At 42.6% G+C, this 21,942-nt stretch carries 20 protein-coding genes; 11 read left to right on the top strand and 9 right to left on the bottom strand.

What is annotated here, in order from left to right; genetic code table 11:
* The first annotated feature begins 200 nt into the window (after positions 1–200).
* Positions 201–434: a hypothetical protein gene (locus tag AC1DVB_RS03855; RefSeq protein ID WP_145504919.1), complete on the top strand. Its 234-nt coding sequence runs from the start codon at positions 201–203 to the stop codon at positions 432–434.
* Positions 435–1,009: 575 nt separating this feature from the next.
* Here AC1DVB_RS03855 and AC1DVB_RS03850 read toward each other — a convergent pair.
* Positions 1,010–1,378, bottom strand: coding sequence for a YhjD family protein (locus AC1DVB_RS03850; protein WP_034314629.1), 369 nt, complete (start codon positions 1,376–1,378; stop codon positions 1,010–1,012).
* Between the two features lie 288 nt (positions 1,379–1,666).
* Between AC1DVB_RS03850 and AC1DVB_RS03845 the strand changes: the two genes are divergently transcribed.
* The 5 genes from AC1DVB_RS03845 (at position 1,667) to trpB (ending at position 11,584) form a co-directional block, all read left to right on the top strand.
* Entirely contained in the window at positions 1,667–2,281 is a 615-nt protein-coding gene (locus AC1DVB_RS03845; RefSeq protein WP_328118108.1) for a TVP38/TMEM64 family protein, read from the top strand.
* Between the two features lie 33 nt (positions 2,282–2,314).
* Entirely contained in the window at positions 2,315–2,878 is a 564-nt protein-coding gene (lepB, locus tag AC1DVB_RS03840; RefSeq protein WP_328118109.1) for a signal peptidase I, read from the top strand.
* 188 nt (positions 2,879–3,066) lie between these two features.
* A complete protein-coding gene (addB, locus tag AC1DVB_RS03835) occupies positions 3,067–6,564 on the top strand; it encodes a helicase-exonuclease AddAB subunit AddB (RefSeq protein ID WP_328118110.1) in 3,498 nt (1,165 codons plus the stop codon).
* Positions 6,557–10,291 carry a helicase-exonuclease AddAB subunit AddA gene (addA, locus tag AC1DVB_RS03830; RefSeq protein ID WP_477588216.1) on the top strand — a complete coding sequence of 1,245 codons (3,735 nt, stop codon included), beginning with the start codon at positions 6,557–6,559 and terminating at the stop codon, positions 10,289–10,291. Before addB ends, addA begins: the two co-directional genes overlap by 8 nt.
* Positions 10,292–10,420: 129 nt before the next feature.
* The gene (gene trpB / locus AC1DVB_RS03825; RefSeq protein ID WP_454862106.1) at positions 10,421–11,584 is read left to right on the top strand and encodes a tryptophan synthase subunit beta; all 1,164 of its coding nucleotides are present in this window, start codon (positions 10,421–10,423) and stop codon (positions 11,582–11,584) included.
* Between the two features lie 7 nt (positions 11,585–11,591).
* Here trpB and AC1DVB_RS03820 read toward each other — a convergent pair whose 3' ends face one another.
* The 7 genes from AC1DVB_RS03820 to AC1DVB_RS03790 all read right to left on the bottom strand — a co-directional run bounded on the left by AC1DVB_RS03820 (position 11,592) and on the right by AC1DVB_RS03790 (position 14,072).
* Positions 11,592–11,789: a hypothetical protein gene (locus tag AC1DVB_RS03820; RefSeq protein ID WP_454862107.1), complete on the bottom strand. Its 198-nt coding sequence runs from the start codon at positions 11,787–11,789 to the stop codon at positions 11,592–11,594.
* 315 nt (positions 11,790–12,104) lie between these two features.
* Entirely contained in the window at positions 12,105–12,323 is a 219-nt protein-coding gene (locus AC1DVB_RS03815; protein WP_095391926.1) for a spore germination protein, read from the bottom strand.
* A gap of 21 nt (positions 12,324–12,344) precedes the next feature.
* Complete coding sequence (locus AC1DVB_RS03810; RefSeq protein WP_454862108.1) at positions 12,345–12,752, bottom strand: spore germination protein GerPE; 408 nt, start codon at positions 12,750–12,752, stop codon at positions 12,345–12,347.
* A gap of 5 nt (positions 12,753–12,757) precedes the next feature.
* Complete coding sequence (locus AC1DVB_RS03805) at positions 12,758–12,937, bottom strand: spore gernimation protein GerPD (RefSeq protein ID WP_106026619.1); 180 nt, start codon at positions 12,935–12,937, stop codon at positions 12,758–12,760.
* A complete protein-coding gene (gerPC, locus tag AC1DVB_RS03800) occupies positions 12,927–13,538 on the bottom strand; it encodes a spore germination protein GerPC (protein WP_057275826.1) in 612 nt (203 codons plus the stop codon). Before gerPC ends, AC1DVB_RS03805 begins: the two co-directional genes overlap by 11 nt.
* A gap of 83 nt (positions 13,539–13,621) precedes the next feature.
* Entirely contained in the window at positions 13,622–13,828 is a 207-nt protein-coding gene (locus AC1DVB_RS03795; RefSeq protein WP_328119170.1) for a spore germination protein GerPB, read from the bottom strand.
* Positions 13,829–13,850: 22 nt separating this feature from the next.
* Complete coding sequence (locus tag AC1DVB_RS03790) at positions 13,851–14,072, bottom strand: spore germination protein (RefSeq protein WP_106026617.1); 222 nt, start codon at positions 14,070–14,072, stop codon at positions 13,851–13,853.
* 224 nt (positions 14,073–14,296) lie between these two features.
* Here AC1DVB_RS03790 and AC1DVB_RS03785 point away from each other — a divergent pair, with 224 nt between their 5' ends.
* The 4 genes from AC1DVB_RS03785 (at position 14,297) to AC1DVB_RS03770 (ending at position 19,167) form a co-directional block, all read left to right on the top strand.
* Positions 14,297–15,889, top strand: a complete 1,593-nt coding sequence (locus AC1DVB_RS03785) for a long-chain-fatty-acid--CoA ligase (RefSeq protein WP_454862109.1) — start codon at positions 14,297–14,299, stop codon at positions 15,887–15,889.
* 303 nt (positions 15,890–16,192) lie between these two features.
* A complete protein-coding gene (locus tag AC1DVB_RS03780; RefSeq protein WP_411739655.1) occupies positions 16,193–17,467 on the top strand; it encodes an MFS transporter in 1,275 nt (424 codons plus the stop codon).
* A gap of 40 nt (positions 17,468–17,507) precedes the next feature.
* Positions 17,508–18,689 (top strand): DUF418 domain-containing protein, encoded by a 1,182-nt coding sequence (locus AC1DVB_RS03775; RefSeq protein WP_427603156.1) that lies wholly within the window; start codon positions 17,508–17,510, stop codon positions 18,687–18,689.
* Positions 18,690–18,822: 133 nt separating this feature from the next.
* Positions 18,823–19,167, top strand: coding sequence for a YisL family protein (locus AC1DVB_RS03770; RefSeq protein WP_034314600.1), 345 nt, complete (start codon positions 18,823–18,825; stop codon positions 19,165–19,167).
* A 57-nt stretch (positions 19,168–19,224) separates the two neighbouring features.
* On the opposite strand, the gene AC1DVB_RS03765 is transcribed toward AC1DVB_RS03770, so the two are convergent.
* A complete protein-coding gene (locus tag AC1DVB_RS03765; protein ID WP_020018810.1) occupies positions 19,225–19,791 on the bottom strand; it encodes a DUF2777 domain-containing protein in 567 nt (188 codons plus the stop codon).
* A gap of 284 nt (positions 19,792–20,075) precedes the next feature.
* Here AC1DVB_RS03765 and asnB point away from each other — a divergent pair, with 284 nt between their 5' ends.
* The gene (asnB, locus tag AC1DVB_RS03760) at positions 20,076–21,923 is read left to right on the top strand and encodes an asparagine synthase (glutamine-hydrolyzing) (RefSeq protein WP_057275829.1); all 1,848 of its coding nucleotides are present in this window, start codon (positions 20,076–20,078) and stop codon (positions 21,921–21,923) included.
* Positions 21,924–21,942: the final 19 nt, after the last annotated feature.

The following is a 21,942-nucleotide window of genomic DNA, read 5'->3' as shown; positions in this document are numbered from 1 at the left end:
TAGTAGATAATACTAGGTATGGATATGCAATTAACATCTTTCCTAATAACGTTGTACTGACACTAAAATGATAGTTTAGACGTATAGTTATAATAGGAATGGAAATTAAATGTCGCTTAATAATGAACAAACGGGCCAGACCTTTTAATCGTTAAGGACAATTTCGTCGAAACTGTTGCCTTAATCAGTGAGCAGTAATTGTGCAAACGGCTTGTGTAACAAGAAGTGGAGAAGCGGCTATTGCAGTCCTCGGTTCCTTTAATAGGGAAGAGGGTAATATACCAGAAGGATGCAGTGTCGACATTCTGCCGTTTAATCACCAAGAACAAAGGCGATGCTATGCATACAGCAAACTTTTAATGAAGGATGCCATTACAAGGGAACTTGAAGTAACGCAGTTAAATGTAAAAGGTATTTTTGGAAGAAGATATTAACTATCTGAAATCCATGGCAGACATTTCATCCGACATGCGAGAGCTTGATCCAACAAAGGATAACATGGGCTTTATAAGCGTCCCATCGTCCTAAAGGAATTTCCATTCTTTCGATGCAGGGAATGGTTGACGGCAATCGATCAGGGCAAATCATGAATACGTGTTACATTCTGCGGCGGATCATGATATTGGTTACTTTTACATCGATTTGTCGAAGCTGACTGTTTTCCTATCCTTTTCTTCAATATGATGAGTCGATCATAACGGGTGCCACTCCAACCTTTGTCATGGAGCATGTAATTAACTTTCATTTAAAGGACTTAAAACTTAAATGTTAGAAGGATATTCAGTATGCACTTGATTACATAGGTTATGCCTTGGTTTGAACTAGCCAATTAAATTATGATGTGATGGAATATTCAAACAGGGGGAATGGAGGTAAGCGAGTCTAATCGATCTTGATCATGAAAGACTCCCCTACCTTTATGCCAGGAAAGGTGCGATGCTTTTTTTATGGTCAACCTTTTTACATCCAAGGGAATTTGTATCCTTCCGGAAGGCTCCCTTTTAACCCGTTAATCCCTTGAGGGTTTTTTTTCGAAAAAGTAATAACATAACAAGTCTTCGGTTTTGTTGCGAAGGCGGGGATTGAAATAATTATGATGTTCCTCGTATCCTTTATATAAAAAACAATACATCGTGAAGGATTCATCGCGTTTGATTTCACTAACTTTAATATTCTCTTTGCGCAAATAGCGCCGTACCTCGGCAAGTTCGTCTTGAACCACTTTTAAAATATGTTCGACCAGCTCCGAATAGGGCCTTTTTAATTTAAACGGACTAATTTCGATGACCTTGAGATCCCGGTTTAAGACTGTAATAACCATAGGGAGGTAGATGGCTTTTTCAATCATATTTCGGTCACCTTCTGGAATGCGGGTCATCATGACCGCCCCTTTCTAAATAGCGCGTTTTTAATACTAATATGTATATCCTGCAAAAATAAGAACACTTGTTCCGTTTTTATCCTAATGTATTTTCAGTGGTTATGCAAGCAGTTTTGATAAATCTAGAAATATTCGTTAACAAGATTATGTTTTCCGGAGATAGGGAAAGTATGAAGATATATGGATAATAATTCTTGCAATTTCGGGGGAAAGTGATATATCTAAAATAAACGGTTTTTAATAAGTTTATGCTGCTTTGATGGCAGCATGTCGAGGGAGATAATTATGGATTTGGATACTATACGTGAGTGGTTTACACTTGATCATATATCGGCACTTATTCAGCAATATCGCTCATTCGGTCCAATTCCCGGAATCTTACTGCCGATGCTGGAAGCTTTTATGCCTTTTTTGCCCTTAGTGGTGTTCGTGCTTGCCAATGCAACGGCATTTGGCCTCTGGTGGGGGTTTTTATTTTCTTGGATTGGTGCGGTAGCGGGGTCCTTTTTGATCTTTTGGATTATTAGAAGATATGGTCAAATGAGGTTGTTCCGATTTTTGCAAAGACATAAACAGGTGCAGAGGTTGATGGTATGGGTTGAGAGCCATGGATTCGGTCCTTTGTTCATATTGCTCTGCTTCCCTTTTACACCTTCGGCTATCGTTAATATCGTGGCAGGACTTTCAAAAGTCAGTACCCTGCAATATGGACTTGCAGTAGTTGGAGGGAAGGCGGTGATGATTTTTACGATCAGCTTCGTAGGTTACGATTTAGTATCATTGATTCATAAACCTGTGCGAACGATCATTATCGGAATCGTCATCTTTATCCTATGGTATGTGGGGAAAAGGCTGGAAGTCCGGTTAAATAAAAGCATGAAGAGAGAAGAAGGGCAATAAATTAATATATAAATGCAGTAGGGGTTGAACTAGATGGAAAAAACAAACAAGAATTCTTTATCCGATTGGATAAAACCAGCGATGATAGCTTTTGTTATTTACATCTTAATCCGTACATTTCTCTTTTCAAGCTATGATGTTGAAGGAAAGTCGATGCAGCCGACCCTTGAAGATGGAAATAAACTTGTCGTGAATAAAATCAATTACCAGATTCATGATATCAACCGTTTTGACATTATTGTTTTTCATGCGAATTCACAAGAAGATTATGTTAAGCGGGTTATAGGGGTTGCAGGTGACCGTATTCGTTATAAAGATGATTGGCTTTACGTAAATGGTGAGAAAGTGGATGAGCCTTATCTTGAGAAATTCAAGGAAGGTTTCCCAGGACAGGATTTTACAGGTGATTTTACATTAAAAGAATTGACGGATATGAACAAAGTTCCGGAGGGCAAGCTTTTTGTCATGGGTGACAATCGTCTTGAAAGTGCTGACAGCCGTCACTTTGGTTATATACCGGTAGAAAATGTTGTCGGTAAAGTGGATGTTCGATATTGGCCGGTCAATGATTTCAATTTTAAGTTTACAGGTGAGTGATTGTGGAAGCCCGAGTAAGATGCGGGCTTTTTCTTTTGGGGGAAACGCGAACGTACGGTTGGTGTTTTTTTTAGGGAAACGGTAAAATAATAGAAAGTAAATCTAATTGGAAACAGAAACCTAGTCATAAAGACGAAAGTATTTCTGGTATGATGGATCTAGATATTATGTTGTAAGGGGGAAAAGAGATGTCACTCCGTTTTTTACTGGGAAGATCGGGTACAGGGAAAACTTCGAATATATTGGACGAAATCCGCTCTAAATTGGCAGAAGATCCCGAAGGAAATCCAATTATCTACCTCGTTCCTGATCAGATGACGTTTCTATCTGAATATAAATTAATTAAAACACCAGGCCTTGCCGGAATGATCCGGACACAGGTTTTCAGTTTTAGCAGGCTTGCTTGGCGCGTTCTTCAGGAAACCGGGGGGATGAGCCGGCTGCATCTGGACAGTGTTGGCGTTAATATGCTGATACGGAAGATCATGGATGATAAAAAGGAAGAGTTAAAGATGTTCAGTCGATCTGCTGATAAGCAGGGGTTCATTGCACAGATGGAGCTAATGCTGGCTGAGTTCAAGCAGTATTGCATCCAACCTGATGACATTCAAAACTATTTGGCTGAAACCTCACAGGCCGGCAGCGGCATTCAGGATAAACTGCATGATCTTGAATTGGTCTATCAGGCTTTTGAGGATGAAATGGTCAATAAATATTTAGACTCCGAAGATTATTTCACTTTGCTGATTGAAAAAATGTCAGAGTCTTCATATATAAGGAATGCGGATATATATATTGATGGTTTTTATAGCTTGACTCCACAGGAATTATTGATTGTTGAAGAAATGATGAAGCTGTGCAGGAGTGTAACGATCTCGCTGACGTTAGATCAGCCCTACAGGCAATATGCTCCGGATGATTTGCAATTGTTCAGGCAAACGGGAAACCTTTATCATCACCTATATCAGGCTGGATTGAGGAATGGCATACCGATTTCAGAAGATCGAATCTTAAAAGGATCGGAAAGGTTTGGAAAGAGTCCGGGGCTGAATCATCTGGAAACTTATTTTTCCATTCGTCCTGCACGAACGTTTGAGCAGTCACCTGATGTAACGATCGCCCAGGCAGTTAACCGCAGAGCTGAGATTGAAGGAGTTGCCCGGGATATCTTGTCGCTGGTCAGACAGAAACAGCACCGTTTCCGTGATATTGCGATTTTAGTCCGTAACGGGGAAGCATACGCAGATATTTTACAAACCGTTTTTCGGGATTATCAAATTCCCTTGTTCGTCGATTCCAAACGGACGATGCTGAATCATCCTCTGATTGAACTGATTCGTTCGACTTTGGAGATCATCAATGGCTATTGGCGTTATGAACCGGTATTTCGTGCAATCAAGACGGAGCTTCTATTTCCGCTGCAAAAAAACCACGACCGGATGCGTGAACAGGTAGATAAGCTGGAAAACTATGTGCTGGCCCGCGGCATTAAAGGAAGCGGGTGGACGTCCAAAGATCGTTGGACCTACCGGCGCTTCCGCGGTCTGGAACTCGAGGACCGGAACCAAACGGATAAGGAAATGATGCTTGAGCAAGAATTGAATGAAATGAAGCAATTATTTACCGAGCCCATCTTGAGGCTCTCAAAACGGGCTAAAAAGGCTGCTAATGGCAGGGAATTGTGTGAAGCCCTTTATCTATATCTTGAAGAATTGCATATACCGGAAAAATTGGAAAAGCTGAAACTGGAGGCAGAAGAAACAGGTGATTTGGTATCGGCAAGAGAGCATGAGCAAACATGGAATGCGGTTGTCGACCTATTGGACCAATTCGTTGAACTGCTGAGCGGGGAAGAGCTTTCCATGAAACAGTTTGCGGTAATCATTGAAGCTGGTCTGGAGTCTCTTGAATTTTCTTTGGTACCGCCGGCAATTGACCAAGTATTAGTCGCTAATCTAGATTTATCCCGCCTGGATGATGTGAAGACAGCTTTTGTTATCGGTTTGAACGAAGGGGTTCTGCCGGGAAAAGCTGTATCTGACGGGATATTTTCAGATAGTGATCGTGATGTGCTGCTGGCTGGTGGACTTGATGTTGCCCCAAGTTCGAAAGTGCGCCTGCTGGATGAGGAGTTCACAGCGTACAAAGCATTCACTACGCCTGCCGAGGCCCTTTATTTATCATATCCGCTTGCCGATGAGGAAGGGAAGGCGCTTTTACCTTCATCCTATTTGAAACGGGTAAGGGACGTATTGCCTAACGTTTCCGATGTGTATTATATGAACGATCCGTCCGATCTGTCTGCGGAGGAACAGGTGAAATATGCAGCGAATCATGATGTGGCCCTTTCGTACCTGGCTGCCCAATTGCAGCTGAAGAAAAGGAACTATCCAATCCATTCACTATGGTGGGATGTATATAATGCCATTATTGATGATGAAATGGCCGGTCCTTCAGCAACTAAGGTTTTATCGAGCCTTTTTTATCAAAATAGGACAAAGAAATTAACTGAGGAAACAAGTAAGCAATTATACGGTGAGAGCATTCTTACGAGTGTATCTAGGATGGAAATGTTCAATAGCTGCCCGTTTTCCCATTATGCGGCTCATGGCTTGAAATTGAGGGAAAGGCAGATTTTCCGTTTGGATGCCCCGGATATAGGCGAGATGTTCCATGGAGCGTTGAAAATGATTTCCGATTACTTGAAGGAACATGATATTCCTTGGTCTACATTGACCCCGGAACAATGCTTGGAGCTGGCCAGAATTGCTGTGGAGAGACTTGCTCCTAAACTCCAAAATCAGATTTTGTTAAGTACGAACCGCCATCACTATTTACGCAGGAAACTCGAACACGTGATTGGACGTGCCTCGATCGTATTAAGTGAACATGCAAAGGCGAGCGGTTTTGCTCCGATCGGATTAGAACTTGGATTCGGAAAAAATGGCGAGCTGCCGCCACTTTCTTTCACATTGAAAAACGGTACGAAGATGGAATTGATCGGGCGGATCGATCGCGTGGATAAAGCGGAAGAAGATGAGGGTGTCTATTTGCGTGTGCTCGATTATAAGTCGAGTGAAAAGGAACTGAACATGAGTGAAGTATATTATGGCCTAGCGCTGCAAATGTTGACATACCTAGATATCGTTGTCACCCATTCCAAGTCGCTGATTGGAAAAGAAGCGATTCCAGCCGGAGTTTTGTATTTTCATGTGCATAATCCCGTTGTCAAATCAAAGGGAATGCTCAGTTTGGATAAAATTGAAGAAGAAATTTATAAAAGCTTTAAAATGAATGGACTTGTACTGGACCATTCAAATGTCATTCAGTTGATGGATACCTCGCTTGATATTGAAAATTCGGGTAAGTCGGATATCATTCCAGCTGGATTTAAAAAGGACGGATCGCTCCTGGCGGCTTCCAAAGTTGCCAGCAGGGAGGAGTTTTCGCTTCTGAATCATCATGTGCGCCGTATTTATCAGGAGGCTGGAGATCGAATGGTCGATGGTGATGTGGATATTACTCCATACAAATTAAAGGAAAAAACGCCGTGTACCTTCTGTTCCTTTAAATCTGTATGCCAATTCGACCAGTCACTGGAGGAGAACCAATTCAGGAATTTGGCACAGAAGAAACAAAATGACGTTCTTGAGCTATTAAGGGGAGAGGGGGAGAGCGATGAGTAAAACGAAAATTCCTGCTCTGCCAGGAGACGTGACTTGGACGGAAGATCAATGGAAGGCAATATGGGCTAAAGATCAGGACATCCTGGTTGCGGCCGCTGCGGGTTCAGGGAAAACAGCGGTACTGGTCAATCGGATCATTCAAAAAGTCATTTCAGAAGAAGATCCAATCGATGTTGATGAACTGCTCGTGGTTACATTTACCAATGCCTCGGCTGCCGAAATGCGCCATCGGGTAAGTGAGGCATTAGAAAAAGCGATCGATGATAATCCGCATTCACAGCATTTACGTAAGCAGTTGAGCTTGATTAATCGTGCCTCGATTTCCACACTCCATTCGTTTTGTCTAGAGGTGATCAGGAAGTATTATTATCTGACGGATATCGACCCAGGCTTCCGGATTGCAGATTCAACGGAGATCCAGCTGCTCCGTGATGAAGTGATGGAAGAGCTTTTCGAGGAGCAGTATGGCCAAAGTGATAACGAAGAGTTCTTTAATTTGGTCGATGCTTTCACAAGCGATCGAAATGATGATGCACTTCAGAATATCGTTCGGTCGCTGCATGATTTTTCGCAATCGAATCCAAACCCGGACCGATGGCTCGATGGTGCCGCCAGCATGTATGAGCTGGCAGATGATGATGGGATTGATGATCTTTCGTTTATCGATTCATTGAAGTTCGATATTGGTTTACAATTGGACACGGCTAGGGATTTATTGGAACGCTCGCTTGCGTTGACAAAAACCCCTGGGGGGCCGGCTCCAAGGGCTGAGAACTATCTAGCCGATCTTGCACTGGTTGCTAAACTTTCGGAAGTGAAGTACCAATCCTGGAATGCACTTTATGAGGAAATCCAAAACGTGAAATTCGGGACGGCAAAACGCCTTACCGGTGTAGATTTTATCAAGGAAGTGGCTGATGAGGCTACTAAGTACCGGGATAAGGCCAAGAAGATCATCAAATCGTTACAGGAAGAGTTATTTTCCCGGAAACCGGAAAGCTACCTGCGGGATATAAGGGAGCTTAAGGGTTATGTCGATACACTTGTAATGCTTGTTAAACGGTTTGACGAAAGATTCTTTGCTGCAAAAGCAGAAAAGAACTTGGTGGATTTCGCCGATTTGGAACATTATTGTCTTCAAATTTTGACAGGGGAAACGGTGGATGGTGAACGAAAACCTTCAGCGGCAGCCATCGAATACAGGAACCAGTTCAAAGAGGTACTAGTGGATGAATACCAGGACACGAACCTGGTTCAGGAATCGATCTTAAAATTGGTGACGGCTGACGGAGAATATGATGGGAATCTTTTCATGGTAGGCGATGTCAAGCAGTCCATTTACCGGTTCCGGCTTGCAGAACCGAATCTCTTCCTTGGAAAATACACACGATTTACCCATGACGGTGTTGATTCCGGACTGAAAATTGATTTAAACCGCAATTTCCGGAGCCGAAAGGAAGTTCTTGATGGGACCAATTTCTTGTTTCAACAGTTGATGGGCATTACAGTCGGTGAGATTGATTATGATGAAGATGCCCAATTGAAAAAAGGTGCCCCATATCCCGAAGACGATCCATACCCGATCGAACTCCATTTAATTGATGGAGCAGCCGATCCTGAAGCTCATTCGGAAATGGAAGGATATGATGGCGGATTTGAGGCCGAGGAGCTTGAAAAAGCGCAGCTCGAAGCAAGGCAGATGGCCAAGCTCATTAAAAAGGCTATAAGCGAAAAGCATCGGATATATGATACGAAAACCAAAAGGTACCGATCTGCCACTTATCGGGACATGGTCATTCTTCTTCGTTCAATGCCATGGGCACCGCAAATCATGGAGGAATTTAAAAAGCAGGGAATTCCAGTATATGCTAATTTATCCACGGGGTATTTTGAAGCGACCGAAGTGGCCATCATGATTTCCTTATTGAAGGTGATTGATAATCCGCAACAGGATATCCCATTGGCTTCCGTTCTCCGTTCACCTATCGTCGGGTTGGATGAAGAAGAGATGTCAAAGGTGCGTTTATTCCATACAGGAAGCTATTACGAAGCACTAGCTGATTTTTACAGAAAGAGTGACCCTGAAGAACATCCGGGGCTTTATGAAAAAGCCTCTGCATTTTATAAAAAACTAGTGAAGTGGCGGAAGCTTGCCAGGCAGGAGGCATTATCAGATCTAATCTGGCTCCTATACCGCGAAACGCAGTTTTATGATTTTGCAGGTGGGATGCCGGGCGGCAAACAGCGTCAGGCCAATTTACGAGCGCTGTATGACAGGGCAAGGCAATATGAAGCAAGTTCTTTCCGCGGTCTGTTCCGTTTCTTGCGGTTCATAGAAAGGATGCAAGAACGTGGAGATGATTTAGGGGCAGCTCGAGCTTTAGGGGAACAGGAAGATGTAGTCCGGCTGATGACAATTCACTCGTCAAAGGGGCTTGAGTTCCCGATCGTGTTCATTGCAGGTCTTTCCAAGCAATTCAATATGATGGATTTACGAAAGTCCTATTTACTGGATAAAGATTATGGCTTTGCGGCAAAGTATGTGAATTCCGAATTACGGATAACTTATCCATCCCTCCCTCAATTGGCTTTTAAGAAAAAAAAGCAGCTTGAATTAATTGCCGAGGAGATGCGTGTCCTCTACGTGGCGCTAACAAGGGCTAAGGAAAAGCTTTATTTGATTGCCAGTATCAATGATGCAGAAAAAACGCAGCAGAACTGGGAAAGTAATGCGGCACATGGAGATTGGCTATTGAAGGACTATGTACGGGCAGGTGCAAAAAGTTATCTTGATTGGATTGGTCCATCCCTTGTCCGACATCGGGATTCTCTTGGTGCTGCAGGTCTTGGCCTGGAAATGGAGTCGCATCCATCGAAGTGGTCCATTTCCGTCATTCCAAGTGAAGAGCTTGCTGTTCTGGATGAGGAAGAGGCACTGGTTCAAGAGCAAATGCTTGAACATGTCCAGAAATCGGAGAAGGTCGGCATCGTTTCCGAGTTTTATGATGATATCAAGGAACAGCTGGAATGGGAGTACCCCGAGCATGAGGCGACGGTGTATCGTTCCAAGCAATCCGTTTCTGAATTAAAACGTCAATATGAACTCAAGGACGAGCAAAGCTCCACAGAGCTGTTGCGTAAATTTAAGCGGCCTATCACGAAGCGGCCGACTTTCATGCAAGAAAAGTCACTGACTCCTGCTGAAAGGGGTACGATTACACATTTAGTCATGCAGCATATTGATCTATCTAAAGAGATTACCATTCAATCGATTCAGCAACTGATCATTGATCTGATTCAACGTGAGCTGTTGACGGAGGAACAGAAAGAAGCTGTGGATCCGGAGACGATCGTCGATTTCTTCGATAGTGAAATCGGCCAAAGAATGCAGAGGGCCGAAAGCATTCGCCGTGAAGTGCCATTTACGATGTCGCTGCCTGCAAAGGAAGCTTACAGCGATTGGACAGCTGGAGATGAAGAAGTCCTTATCCAAGGGGTGATTGATTGTATCTTTGAGGATGAACAAGGTCTTGTGCTTCTCGACTATAAAACGGATACGATCACCGGCCGTTTTGCAAGCGGGTACGAAGGGGCTAAAGGGATTCTTGCCGATCGATACCAGATGCAGCTTCAGCTTTATACGAGGGCTGTTGAAGGAATAATGAATAAGGAGGTAACCGGCCGTTACTTGTTTTTCTTTGACGGCTCGCATTTATTGGAAGTATAAGAGAGAAGGAGTGTCCCATTGATGTGGGACGCTTCTTTTCGGTTGAATAAACAGAATAGTTTGAAAAGGTGTAAATGCTTACTATATACTAGTGGAGAAAAATACCTTTTTAAAGGAGTAGAGAAGAGTATGACGAGTGAGATCAAGAGCAAGGGATACTTTGGTGAGTTCGGTGGAAGCTTTATACCGGGTGAACTTCAGGAAGTTATGGATATTTTAGAAACGGAATTCCTGAAATATAAGGATGACCCGGAATTCATTGAGGAGTTCCGATATTATCTGAAAGAATATGTCGGACGCGAAAACCCGTTAACACTTGCAAAGAATTTAACGGAAAAGGTTGGCGGGGCAAAAATATACTTGAAGCGTGAAGATCTGAATCATACAGGTGCTCATAAAATTAATAATGCGATTGGACAAATCCTGCTCGCTAAACGAAGGGGTGCTAAACGCATCATCGCAGAAACAGGAGCAGGACAGCATGGTGTGGCGACTGCGACAGCATGTGCGATGTTTGGCATGGAGTGTGTGATCTATATGGGTAAGCTGGATACGGAGAGGCAGGCATTGAATGTCTTTCGGATGGAATTGCTGGGGGCAAAAGTCGTAGCTGTCGAAAAGGGACAGGGTCGATTGAAGGATGCTGTTGATGAGGCATTGAATGACTTGGTGCAAAACTATGAAAATACTTTTTACTTGCTTGGTTCAGCAGTGGGGCCACACCCATATCCAACGATCGTTAAGCATTTCCAATCAATCATAAGTGAAGAATCAAAACGCCAAATCCTTGAAAAGGAAGGAAAACTACCAACTGCCATCATTGCTTGTGCAGGAGGGGGAAGTAATGCGATCGGTGCTTTTGCTCATTATCTCGATGAAGAAAATGTCCGTTTAATTGGTGTAGAACCGATTGAAGCCCCAAGTATTTCGCAAGGTGTCCCGGCAGTATTGCATGGATTCAAAAGTTTGACGTTAGTGGATGAACAAGGAGAACCAAAACCAACATTCTCTATAGCTGCAGGTTTGGATTACCCGAGCGTGGGGCCCGAGCATAGTTTTTTGAAAGAAAGCGGACGAGCGGAGTATGTGACGGTAAAAGGGGAAGAAGCTCTGGAGGCTTTTCAGGTATTATCCAAAACAGAAGGAATCATTCCAGCTCTCGAAAGCTCACATGCCCTAGCTCACGCCATGAAGCTCGCAAAAGAGTTAACAAGGGCTGATATACTGATCGTTAATTTATCAGGCAGGGGAGACAAAGATGTCGAGCAAGTATTCAACATGTTAGAAAAATAGTCCGAAATTAAAAGCCTCCCTGGAGATGGGAGGCTTTTAGTTTATAAAATAACTGGATCAAACTTGGGCTACCTACCTCTGAATACATATCTTTCACCAAGTCAAAACTGAAAGAGAAAATCAATCGCTGTCTCAATTTACCAACCAAATGGTCTGATGGCGGCAACAGTTGATCTCGCTTAATCGAATCATGATTAGAAAGCATCCTTATCACCTCAAGATTTAGTCCTACTATTTGAAAACAAAAAAGATTGTAGGCAAAAGGAGTACTATCTAAATGTTAAAACAAAGTTGAATGGAGCGGGTGTTCGAGACTCCTGCGGGGAAAACGTGTCCAAGGGAGACCCCGCAGGCGCAAAGGCGCCGAGGAGGCTTCCGGATCGTCCGCGGAAAGCGAGTGCCTAGAGTGGAAATCAACGGTCAAATTGTAAAAACTAAAAAAACTGTAGACAAACTCAATTATTATCGAGTTTGTCTACAGTTTAAAAGCCTCCTTGGAAATGGGAGGCTTTTTCTATAACTAATTATTCCCTGTAATGGGCTGGTCGACCCCATTGACATCAAGGACATTGCTACCGTTCAGGCCATTGGCCGTAAAAACGATTGCAGCCGTGTTCCCTGAGCCGGATCCGCTAACGGATTTGGAGGAAGACTTAGGGGAAATGACTGCGCAATCACCGAATAACAGGTTTCCTTGCGCGACATTAAATACTTGAACCGGGCCGATAATGGCGGGCATATGAACCCCTCCTTTAAAAGTTTAAGTGTTGTTGGTCGAATCTTCGATTGGCGTCTCTTCGTTTTCTTTAGGAATCTCCCGAATATGTTTCACTCTTGATTCCATGCGTGCATGGCCTACGTTCCCCACACCAACCACAGATGAGGATGATACCCCGATTATATTGATATTGCCGACCCGTATGAAGGGATTCGGATTTGAAAAACTTGATATGACTGGTTCGTTCAATCTTGGGATATAAAATGGTCTCTTAAAAATGTCATAGTCTTCGAAATGAATATCGACTGAGTGGAAAGTTTCACTTTTCTTTTGAACGGCTAAAGCCAGGGAATTCCCGTCAATATATGAGGTATCCCCGATTTGCATGGCGGAGCTGAATGATACCGTGTCGGAAAATATAGATTTTACTTTTGATATTCTTGAAAACATGTTTTTTATCCTTCTGGTGTAAGCGGTACGGATGGCCCGATGATCAGGGATTCCGGTGGGGTATCGAATGCTGAGGATAGTTGGACCGTTTGTACATCCCCTATGAGAAATAAAGCAGAGCTTGCTACACCGGTAATTTTGATATCTCCTACACAAAGCTGATGATTGGTTACATTAAACTCCATTTGGATTTCCTCCTGTCTCGGCTTGTGAATGGGTAATGAATTGTAATAATGCAGTTTGAATATCGGATTTCACCTTTTCCCTGATCTTTTCCTTGATATTCTCCCTTTGCTGCGGAGCACGTTCCGCGTAAGAAAGATTATCGAAATACATATTGATGCGTTGATGAAGCTGGCGTTCGACATCTTGCTTAATGAAGTCATGATATGAGGGTTCCAATGATGTTTTCAGTTGGTTTTCAGCATCGGTGATCATATTTTCCAAGTCTGAAAGGATATCGTTGTGAATTTCCTGGACGACGATTTCCCTGCCTGGAAATAGGTTAGGGGCAGGCTGAACAGGTTGGTTGTTGACGGCAAATTCATCTATGTTGTTAAGGTCAGTTGGATTTAAACCGATATTCAATGTTCCATCTAGAGATTCGACTTTTAACTGATCGAATTTATATTCAATTTTATCTACATGGATTGGCGGTTTATTTTTCAGCTCGGCAAGTTCATCTGTCAGGCGTTTGAGTTCGTGTTCAAGTTTCATGATCCGTTTATCCTGGGCTTCAAGAAAACGCTGCATTTGTATGGAATATGAATATAGATCCTGATTCACGATTCAACACCTCACCTTCACAATAAGTTAATTTCATATATGACAGTATATGAAAAAGTTGGATGTAGGTGAATGCCTATGAACTAGGAGGATGTAAATGGGACGAAACTGGGTAATGGGATTACATCAGCTTCAATTTCGGGAGCTGGCTCTGTGAATCCACCGGTATTGGCTAATGTGGAATATGGTTTAATCACTCCGGCACTTCCTATTTGAAAAACGGATGAATTGGCGATGCTTTCAATTTTTATCATATTGATTTGTATGGTCTGGTGAATATTGAAGATCATGCTGACTCCTTTCTTAAAAACATTAGAGATTTAAGACCAGTGGCTGATCAACACCATCAGTATCATTTGTATTTGTGGTGCTATAGGCATTATAAAGGGATATGGATTCACCCGTATTAAACGAGCCAGCACCTGCAAACGTTTTTGAAGTGGCATATGGACTAATTTTAAAGACGTCGCCAATATGGACAATTCCACTGCTACCGACGTTGATGACTTGAACGACTCCTACGATGGCCGGCAAGAAAATCACCCTTTTTTTATTCTGGTTTTCCCCATGTATCTCAGGCCATGAGCCTATCACTGAAGGGAGTTTCACTGTATTGTATGTTGGCTCATGATTGATGTGATTCATCTGCCTATTAATATATTGTTATATAACAACAGTTGGTATTATTGGAATGTTGGTAACAGATATGGTAATATAATGCTAATTCGGAATTTTCAAATAAAGATAGAGGTGAGGAAATGAATGTACCATTAGTATTATCGCATTTCTTAGATCGAGCAGCCTTACTATATGGAGATAAGAAAGCCATCATTGGAGATGACAAGGTTTTAACATACTTAGAGCTGAATGGCCGTGTAAACCAGCTTTCAAATGGTTTAAGGGATATCGGTGTCAAAAAGGGTGATAAGGTGGCATATTTGGCACCTAACTCAATTGAAATGCTTGAAGGATTTTATGGGGTATTTCAACTTGGTGCTGTAATCGTTCCCTTGAATATTCGTTTGAAGCCTTCAGATTATGTTTTCATTTTGAACCATAGCGAGTCCAAGGTCCTTTTCGTAGATCAGGAATTGTATCATCTAATTTCCCCTGTCAAGGACGAACTTGAATCGGTGGAGCACATAATCGTTCATTATAAGGATGAGGAGATAAATGAAACCGATTACAGCCATTGGCTGGAACGTTATGATAACAAGTGTTTTAACCGGGAGTCAGTGGATGAAAATGATGTTTCGAGCCTTCTTTATACGAGCGGGACCACAGGAAATCCCAAAGGGGTGATGCTGACTCACCGCAACAACTATTTACATGCCCTGGGTGCGATGCATCATTTCAGGGTCAATGACCGCGATACATATTTGCACGTACTGCCGATGTTCCACGTGAATGGGTGGGGGGCGCCATTTTATTATACGGCAAATGGTGCCACTCAAGTTTGTTTGAGGAAAACCAGCCCAGAAATGATATTTGATGCACTGCAAAAGCATAAGGTTTCCATCATGCATATGGCACCGACGGTTCTGAATTCACTGTTCCAATATTATGAACGGAATGTTACGAATATCGAGCAGGATATCCGAATCGTCGTTGCAGGCTCCGCTCCGCCTCCTGCATTCGTTACAAGGGTGGAAAAAGAGTTAGGCTGGGAGTTCATTCAAATTTACGGAATGACAGAATCAACACCTGTCAGTCTGATATCGCTGATTCGTTCTGAATTCGATGATCTTCCGGAAAAAGAAAAATACAGAATGAAGGCGAAAGCCGGATATCCCATCATAGGCAGTGAGGTAAAGGTTATCCATGACGATGGTGAGGAAGTTGCCCATGATGGCGTGGATATCGGCGAGCTTATCGTCCGCAGCCATGGGGTGATGTTAGGTTATTGGAAAAATGAAGAAGCGACCAGCCAGACACTGATAAATGGATGGCTGCATACAGGGGATATGGCCACAATCGATGAAAACGGGAATGTGGATATAGTAGACCGCAAAAAGGATATAATCATTAGTGGCGGAGAAAATATCTCTTCAATAGAAGTGGAAGGAATACTCTACGAACATCCGGACATTCTTGAAGCGGCGGTCATTGCCGTTCCGCATGAAAAGTGGGGAGAGACACCGCATGCCTTCATCGTGCCAAAAATGGGCGTGGAATTAACGGTGGATGATATAAAGGCCTTCACACGGGAAAAATTAGCTCATTTTAAATCAGTTACCAGTGTGTCGTTCGTCGATGAGCTTCCAAAAACGGCATCGGGGAAAATACAAAAAATCCATCTCCGTAATGATTATTGGGAATTTAAGGGGAAAACAGGCAGATTCGTTAATTGAAGCTCGCTAACGCTGTTCAGAAATGAACAGCATTTTTTTGTTGCCGTTTAAATTCAGTTTCATATTAAGCTATGCAGATATCGATCCTGATGAAAGGAGGATCGAGGTGAACACTGATATGTAAGCCGCTAACTAAAGCCATTGTTGGATAAGGGAAGGTCAATCAGGAACACTGGAATTTGTTTTGAAAAAAAGCTTCTTGTTTAACGATAAAGTGTTACTATTATAAAATATTTCAAATTATTATAATTTTTCTTTTTTCATTATGTTGATTTTAACAGTTTTGGATTGTGGGGGAGATCATTGAAACGTATTCATTATAGCTGGGTTATTTTAATCATAACATTCTTCTCGATTATTGTAGCCGGAATCGTTAGGTCATCATCGGGAGTATTCATCGTACCATTTGAAAATGAATTCGGGTGGGACCGGTCCGTCATTTCTTTAGCCTTTGCCATAAGTCTTTTTCTTTATGGATTATCGGGTCCATTCATGGCCGCACTAATTGAAGTGCTTGGATTGAAGAAAATGATGGTATCGGCCATGTCCACTTTATTGGCAGGGATTCTCCTCACTTTTTTCATGCAGCATGAGTGGCAGCTCATTTTAATTTGGGGAATTATCATTGGATTGGGTTCTGGAGTGTTTTTAACGGTATTGAGCCCATATGTGGCAAATCGTTGGTTCGAGAAGAGGCGGGGGCTGGCGGTCGGGATACTGACGGCAAGTACGGCCACGGGCCAGCTCATTTTACTTCCGGTTTTAGCCATCATCATTGAGAGTTATTCGTGGAGATGGGCGATTGGATTAATTTTGGTCCTTAGCTTGATCATGCTGGCAATCATCCTTTTATTCATGAAAAACAATCCGAAGGAAGTCGGGACTCTTCCATATGGATTGGAAGAGGAAAAGCAGGAGACTGTTACAGTCCAAAATAAGAATCCCATCGCCATGGCTTTTCAGTCGTTGATTGAAGCAGTGAGAGTGAAGGAATTCTGGTTATTGGCAGGTAGCTTTTTTATATGCGGACTTTCAACGAGCGGGTTGATCGGGACACATTTCATTTCTTACTGCATTAGTTTTGGTTTACCGGTTGTGACGGCAGCATCTCTGCTATCTTTCATGGGAATCTTTGATTTGATTGGTACGACTGTATCCGGATGGCTATCAGATCGTTTTGATAACCGTTGGCTGTTGTTTTGGTATTACGCTCTAAGGGGTGCTTCCCTCGTATTACTTCCTTTTGCATTAAATGAAGGTTCTATCGGTCTATTGATTATCTTTTCCGTTTTCTATGGCTTGGATTGGATAGCGACCGTTCCTCCGACCATAAGCATTTCAAGGCAAGTATTTGGCATGGAGAAAAGCGGGATCGTATACGGGTGGATATTCGCGGCCCATCAGGTGGGTGCAGCAGTGGCGGCGTACGGTGGAGGGCTTATCTTCAAAATATTCAACTCCTATACTTGGGCATTCTTCCTTGCAGGAATCTTTTGCTTATTGGGCAGCTTGTTTGTCATACTGATAAAAAAGCACAAAGCGGTCACGAAAGTTAAAGGTGATGCAATGGAGATATAGAAAAGATGTTAAATCTGTATGAATGAAAGAGGGTGTACCTATGAAGGGCGCAATGGTACCATTGCAGGAAAGTAAACGGATCGTAAGCATCGATATTTTACGTGGATTAGCCATTTTAGGGATATTTTTAGTGAATATGCCTTCTTTCCACTCCCCGCTCTTGTACATAGATGGTGCCGAGCGGTGGGCAGGAGGATGGGATGGGATATTGTACAGATTCAGTGATATAGTCGCACAGGCCAGCTTTTATCCGTTATTTGCCTTTCTGTTCGGTTTCGGGGCAATCATTTTGGCAGTAAGGAGTGAAGAAAAGGGTATTTCATTTCCGTTACTATATATGAAAAGGCTAAGTTTCCTGCTAGTACTTGGCTGCATTCATGCTTTCTTCATCTGGCATGGGGACATCCTCATTAATTATGCTGTATTTGGGTTTGCACTTTTGTTTTTTTATAAGATGAAGGGCCGGAATTTAATTCTGCTTGGCTCGGTTTGTTATGTCCTGCCTTTTGCAATATTGGGTTCTCTATTTCTTATAATGGGCACTTTTGATAGTGAAGGGATGGCGATCACGACTGATTCGGCGATGATGAAACAGTCTTTGGAAGTTTATCAATCTGGTACATTTACGGAACTGATGAGTCAAAGGGCGTTGGATTGGTATATGGTGAACAACCCTTTAAATGCCATTATCCTTTTTTTATCGATTTTTCCGTTTTTTTTAATGGGAGCAGGCGTGGCAAAACAAGGCTTTCTCCAAAATCCAACCCAATATAAACGACAATTGAAAGCGATATCGATCGTAAGCTTGCTATTGGGCATGTCAATTAAGATGCTGCCATATGTAACGGTATACCATTTTGGAACGATATTCGTCCAGGATTATTTGGGAGGACCGTTACTTACGATTTTTTATATCACGGCAATCACGCTTTTGGCGGAACGGGCAGGGGCTTCCCGCCTGTTACATCCGCTTTCGTATATCGGAAGGATGTCGATGAGCAATTACTTGTTCCAATCTATGGTATGTACGGGCATTTTTTATTCATATGGCCTTGGTTTATATGGATCAGTCTCATATACGACAGGATTTGTTTTTCTAATAGCCCTGTTTTGCCTGCAAATCCTGCTTTCCTTATTGTGGATGGGCCTTTATGAATACGGACCGGTTGAATATATATGGCGTTTTTTTACGTATGGTAAAAAGCCGGTCATGCGCAGGTAGGGACCAGTTAAGAAGAAATGTAAATGATGTTCATTAAATTGTTGGTTTTACCCATTCAGGTGGATACTTAGCTTTGTTTTTTTGTAAAAGCCTATGATATGATGAAATGGAAACTGAACGAGGGGGCAAAAAAATGACTACACATATGCATATTACAGCTTGGGTTATCGGAATCATTCTTTTCTTTGTCACATATTCGATGCTTAAAGGTGCAAACCCGAAAGCGAAAATGCTACATATGATAACACGGTTGTTCTATCTATTGATTTTCCTTACTGGCGGCATGCTGATCACTGATTTTGGTGCTTACGCAGTAAAAATGATTGTTGGAATCATCGTGATTGCGGCGATGGAAATGGTGCTGGTCCGTACGAAAAAAAGAAAAAGCACAGGTGCCATGTGGATATTGTTCATCGTAGCGCTTGTATTCGTCCTTTATTTAGGACTTTCACTGCCACAAGGAATGGACTTTTTTTAATACAGAATTAAAGACGGGTAAATGAGGAAATCTCATTTACCCGTTTTCTTTTACCCGTTATTGTGAATTCACTTTCTCAATGACGATCCTTTTTCCGGTGTTCAGGGTGAATTCAAAACGATCATGATCCTTTTTCCCGTAAGAAAAATGGTGCTGAACGAGACAAATTTGGCTCTCGTTATCAAAGGTGAAGAAATTCACGCCGGACTGGTTTGGGACGGCCCTTAAAAAAGTGAGCTGGTTATAGCTATATATACAATCATAAATAGAAAAATCAAGTGAATTCAATGTCGTTACAAATTGGAAAAAGGAATCATCGTTCAATTCTTCCAATAAACGTTCAAAAGAGTAGAGCAGTTTTTTGCGTATCCGAATGGGCTCATTTTCCCTTAAGAAGGTGATTTCCCGATGAAGCAGGATCTTTCCCTCTTCTTCAATTACTCCTTGCTGCCAGCGCCCGCCCCTGTACACTTCGATGATGCTGTCAACGTGGTCTTCAATGGAGCAGGCCTCATCTGTTTCATCATCGAAAAAAATCCATTGTTGATTGATATTTTCCACTGTTCCTTCGGTAAAAGCTCTTGTTTGCCTATTCATTAACTTAGTTCGTTGTTGCTGACTCATACATATACCTCCAATAGTGGAATCCTCACCTACTTTTTAGTCAAAATCCAATGAAAATATAACTGTATATTTTAAAATATTATGGACAAATAACCATCTTTCCGTCTTTGCATAGGCTATGTTTAACACGGGATGCTTTGCTCAACAATTCATTAACGACGCCGGGCGTTGTTGGCAGGTGGCCCTACGGAATGATGCTGAGCGATACTTAGGGACTGTAAATCTTTTTAAGACAGGGAGCCAATATATTTTTGATAGTCCGGATAGAAAGGATGAAGTGTAAAATGTGTGGGATAACAGGCTGGGTGCATTTTCAAAAAGATTTACGGACAAAAACGAAAACGCTGGAAAACATGACAAAAACGTTGGCAAAGCGGGGGCCTGACGAAGATAATGTTTGGAGCGAAGCCCATGTTGCCTTTGGTCATAAACGGTTAACGGTTGTCGATGCGGAAGGCGGAAAACAGCCGATGACGAAAAATCATGAAAACGGCAGATATACGCTTTGTTATAATGGTGAGCTATATAACACCGAGGATATTCGTAAACAGCTATTATTAAAAGGATATTCCTTTAACGGTCATTCTGATACAGAAGTTTTGCTAACTTCTTATATAGAATGGAAAGAAAAATGCATTGACTTGTTCAATGGGATTTTTGCGTTTGCGATTTGGGATGAAAAGGAACAGAAATTATTCGTCGGAAGAGATCGCATGGGGGTAAAACCATTCTTTTATGCGGAAAGGGACGGCGGGTTCATTTTCGGATCGGAGCTGAAGGCGATTCTGGCCCATCCGGATGTTAAAACGGAGATTGACCGCGAAGGGTTGTCTGAAGTTTTTGGTGTTGGTCCATCCCGGAAGCCAGGTTCAGGCGTATTTCATGATATCCAGGAATTAAGGCCCGCCCATGCGCTTACTTTATCAAGGAAAGGCCTCCGGATTTGGAGATATTGGAATGTGAAAAGCGAAGAACATCGGGATACGCTTGATGAGACGGCCGAGAGGGTTCGCTTCCTTGTCGAAGATGCAGTGACGCGGCAACTTGTATCTGATGTTCCGCTTTGTACCTTCTTATCAGGAGGGCTTGACTCAAGCGCAATTACGGCCATTGCTGCAAATGCCTATCAAAAAGAAGGGAAAGGCCAGCTTCATACGTATTCCATTGATTATGAGGATAATGAGCGTTATTTCAAGGCAAATGATTTTCAGCCAAACTCCGATGGGTATTGGATTAAAAAGATGTCGGATAGTTTTAACACGGTTCACCATTCATCGGTCATCTCTCAAGAGCAGCTGACAAATTATTTAACGGAAGCTGTCCTTGTAAGGGACCTCCCAGGCATGGCGGATGTCGATTCTTCTTTACTTTGGTTTTGTAAGGAAATCAAGCGGGATTTTGTCGTTGGCCTGTCCGGCGAATGTGCGGACGAAATTTTTGGAGGTTATCCTTGGTTTCACCGTGAGGATGATTTGAATCGTGCTGGTTTTCCATGGATGAGATCTACGGATGAGCGGGTATCTTTATTGAAAACGGGATGGCGCGAGAAATTGAAGCTGGAGGAATATGCCCAGGAAGCTTATTTGGCCACCCTTGCCGAAACGCCTAAATTGGAAGGGGAAAGCGGTATAGCGGCAAAGCGGAGAGAGCTTTTCTATGTGAATTTATTATGGTTCATGACGACGCTCCTTGACCGGAAGGATCGGATGAGTATGGGGGCAAGTCTAGAGGTGCGCGTGCCATTTGCCGATCATCGCCTTGTTGAATATGCATGGAACATTCCTTGGGAAATGAAAATGGAAGGCAACCGTGAAAAGGGTATTCTTAGGAAGGCTTTGGAGGGGCTATTACCGGATGAAGTATTGTATCGTAAAAAAAGTCCATATCCAAAAACCCATAACCCTATATATACAGACAGTGTGCAGGCGTGGTTGAAAGACTTACTGACGGATAATAATTCGATCCTGCATGAATTTTTCGATAAACAGAAGCTAACCGATATAGTAGATTCCAAGGGTGCGGCTTTTAAAGTGCCATGGTTCGGCCAATTGATGTCAGGGCCACAATTGCTCGCGCATTTGGCACAGACCCATGTATGGTTCAAAGAATATGATATCCAAATAATCGAGTGAAAAAAACGGGGCGGATGAT

The sequence above is a fragment of the Peribacillus sp. P4_D6 genome, assembly GCF_056401795.1.
Note: the sequence above shows the minus strand (reverse complement) of the source record. Positions and strands in the feature narration are given on the sequence as shown.

What these genes read in the sequence shown, in the direction of transcription:
- AC1DVB_RS03805 (WP_106026619.1), bottom strand. Translation starts at nt 12,937, where the DNA reads ATGGAGTTTAATGTAACCAATCATCAGCTTTGTGTAGGAGATATCAAA.
- AC1DVB_RS03795 (WP_328119170.1), bottom strand. Translation starts at nt 13,828, where the DNA reads ATGATCTTCAATATTCACCAGACCATACAAATCAATATGATAAAAATT.
- AC1DVB_RS03775 (WP_427603156.1), top strand. Translation starts at nt 17,508, where the DNA reads ATGAAGGGCGCAATGGTACCATTGCAGGAAAGTAAACGGATCGTAAGC.
- AC1DVB_RS03810 (WP_454862108.1), bottom strand. Translation starts at nt 12,752, where the DNA reads ATGTTTTCAAGAATATCAAAAGTAAAATCTATATTTTCCGACACGGTA.
- AC1DVB_RS03845 (WP_328118108.1), top strand. Translation starts at nt 1,667, where the DNA reads ATGGATTTGGATACTATACGTGAGTGGTTTACACTTGATCATATATCG.
- AC1DVB_RS03770 (WP_034314600.1), top strand. Translation starts at nt 18,823, where the DNA reads ATGACTACACATATGCATATTACAGCTTGGGTTATCGGAATCATTCTT.
- addA (WP_477588216.1), top strand. Translation starts at nt 6,557, where the DNA reads ATGAGTAAAACGAAAATTCCTGCTCTGCCAGGAGACGTGACTTGGACG.
- AC1DVB_RS03820 (WP_454862107.1), bottom strand. Translation starts at nt 11,789, where the DNA reads ATGCTTTCTAATCATGATTCGATTAAGCGAGATCAACTGTTGCCGCCA.
- asnB (WP_057275829.1), top strand. Translation starts at nt 20,076, where the DNA reads ATGTGTGGGATAACAGGCTGGGTGCATTTTCAAAAAGATTTACGGACA.
- AC1DVB_RS03785 (WP_454862109.1), top strand. Translation starts at nt 14,297, where the DNA reads ATGAATGTACCATTAGTATTATCGCATTTCTTAGATCGAGCAGCCTTA.
- trpB (WP_454862106.1), top strand. Translation starts at nt 10,421, where the DNA reads ATGACGAGTGAGATCAAGAGCAAGGGATACTTTGGTGAGTTCGGTGGA.
- AC1DVB_RS03765 (WP_020018810.1), bottom strand. Translation starts at nt 19,791, where the DNA reads ATGAGTCAGCAACAACGAACTAAGTTAATGAATAGGCAAACAAGAGCT.
- lepB (WP_328118109.1), top strand. Translation starts at nt 2,315, where the DNA reads ATGGAAAAAACAAACAAGAATTCTTTATCCGATTGGATAAAACCAGCG.
- AC1DVB_RS03850 (WP_034314629.1), bottom strand. Translation starts at nt 1,378, where the DNA reads ATGACCCGCATTCCAGAAGGTGACCGAAATATGATTGAAAAAGCCATC.
- addB (WP_328118110.1), top strand. Translation starts at nt 3,067, where the DNA reads ATGTCACTCCGTTTTTTACTGGGAAGATCGGGTACAGGGAAAACTTCG.
- AC1DVB_RS03815 (WP_095391926.1), bottom strand. Translation starts at nt 12,323, where the DNA reads ATGCCCGCCATTATCGGCCCGGTTCAAGTATTTAATGTCGCGCAAGGA.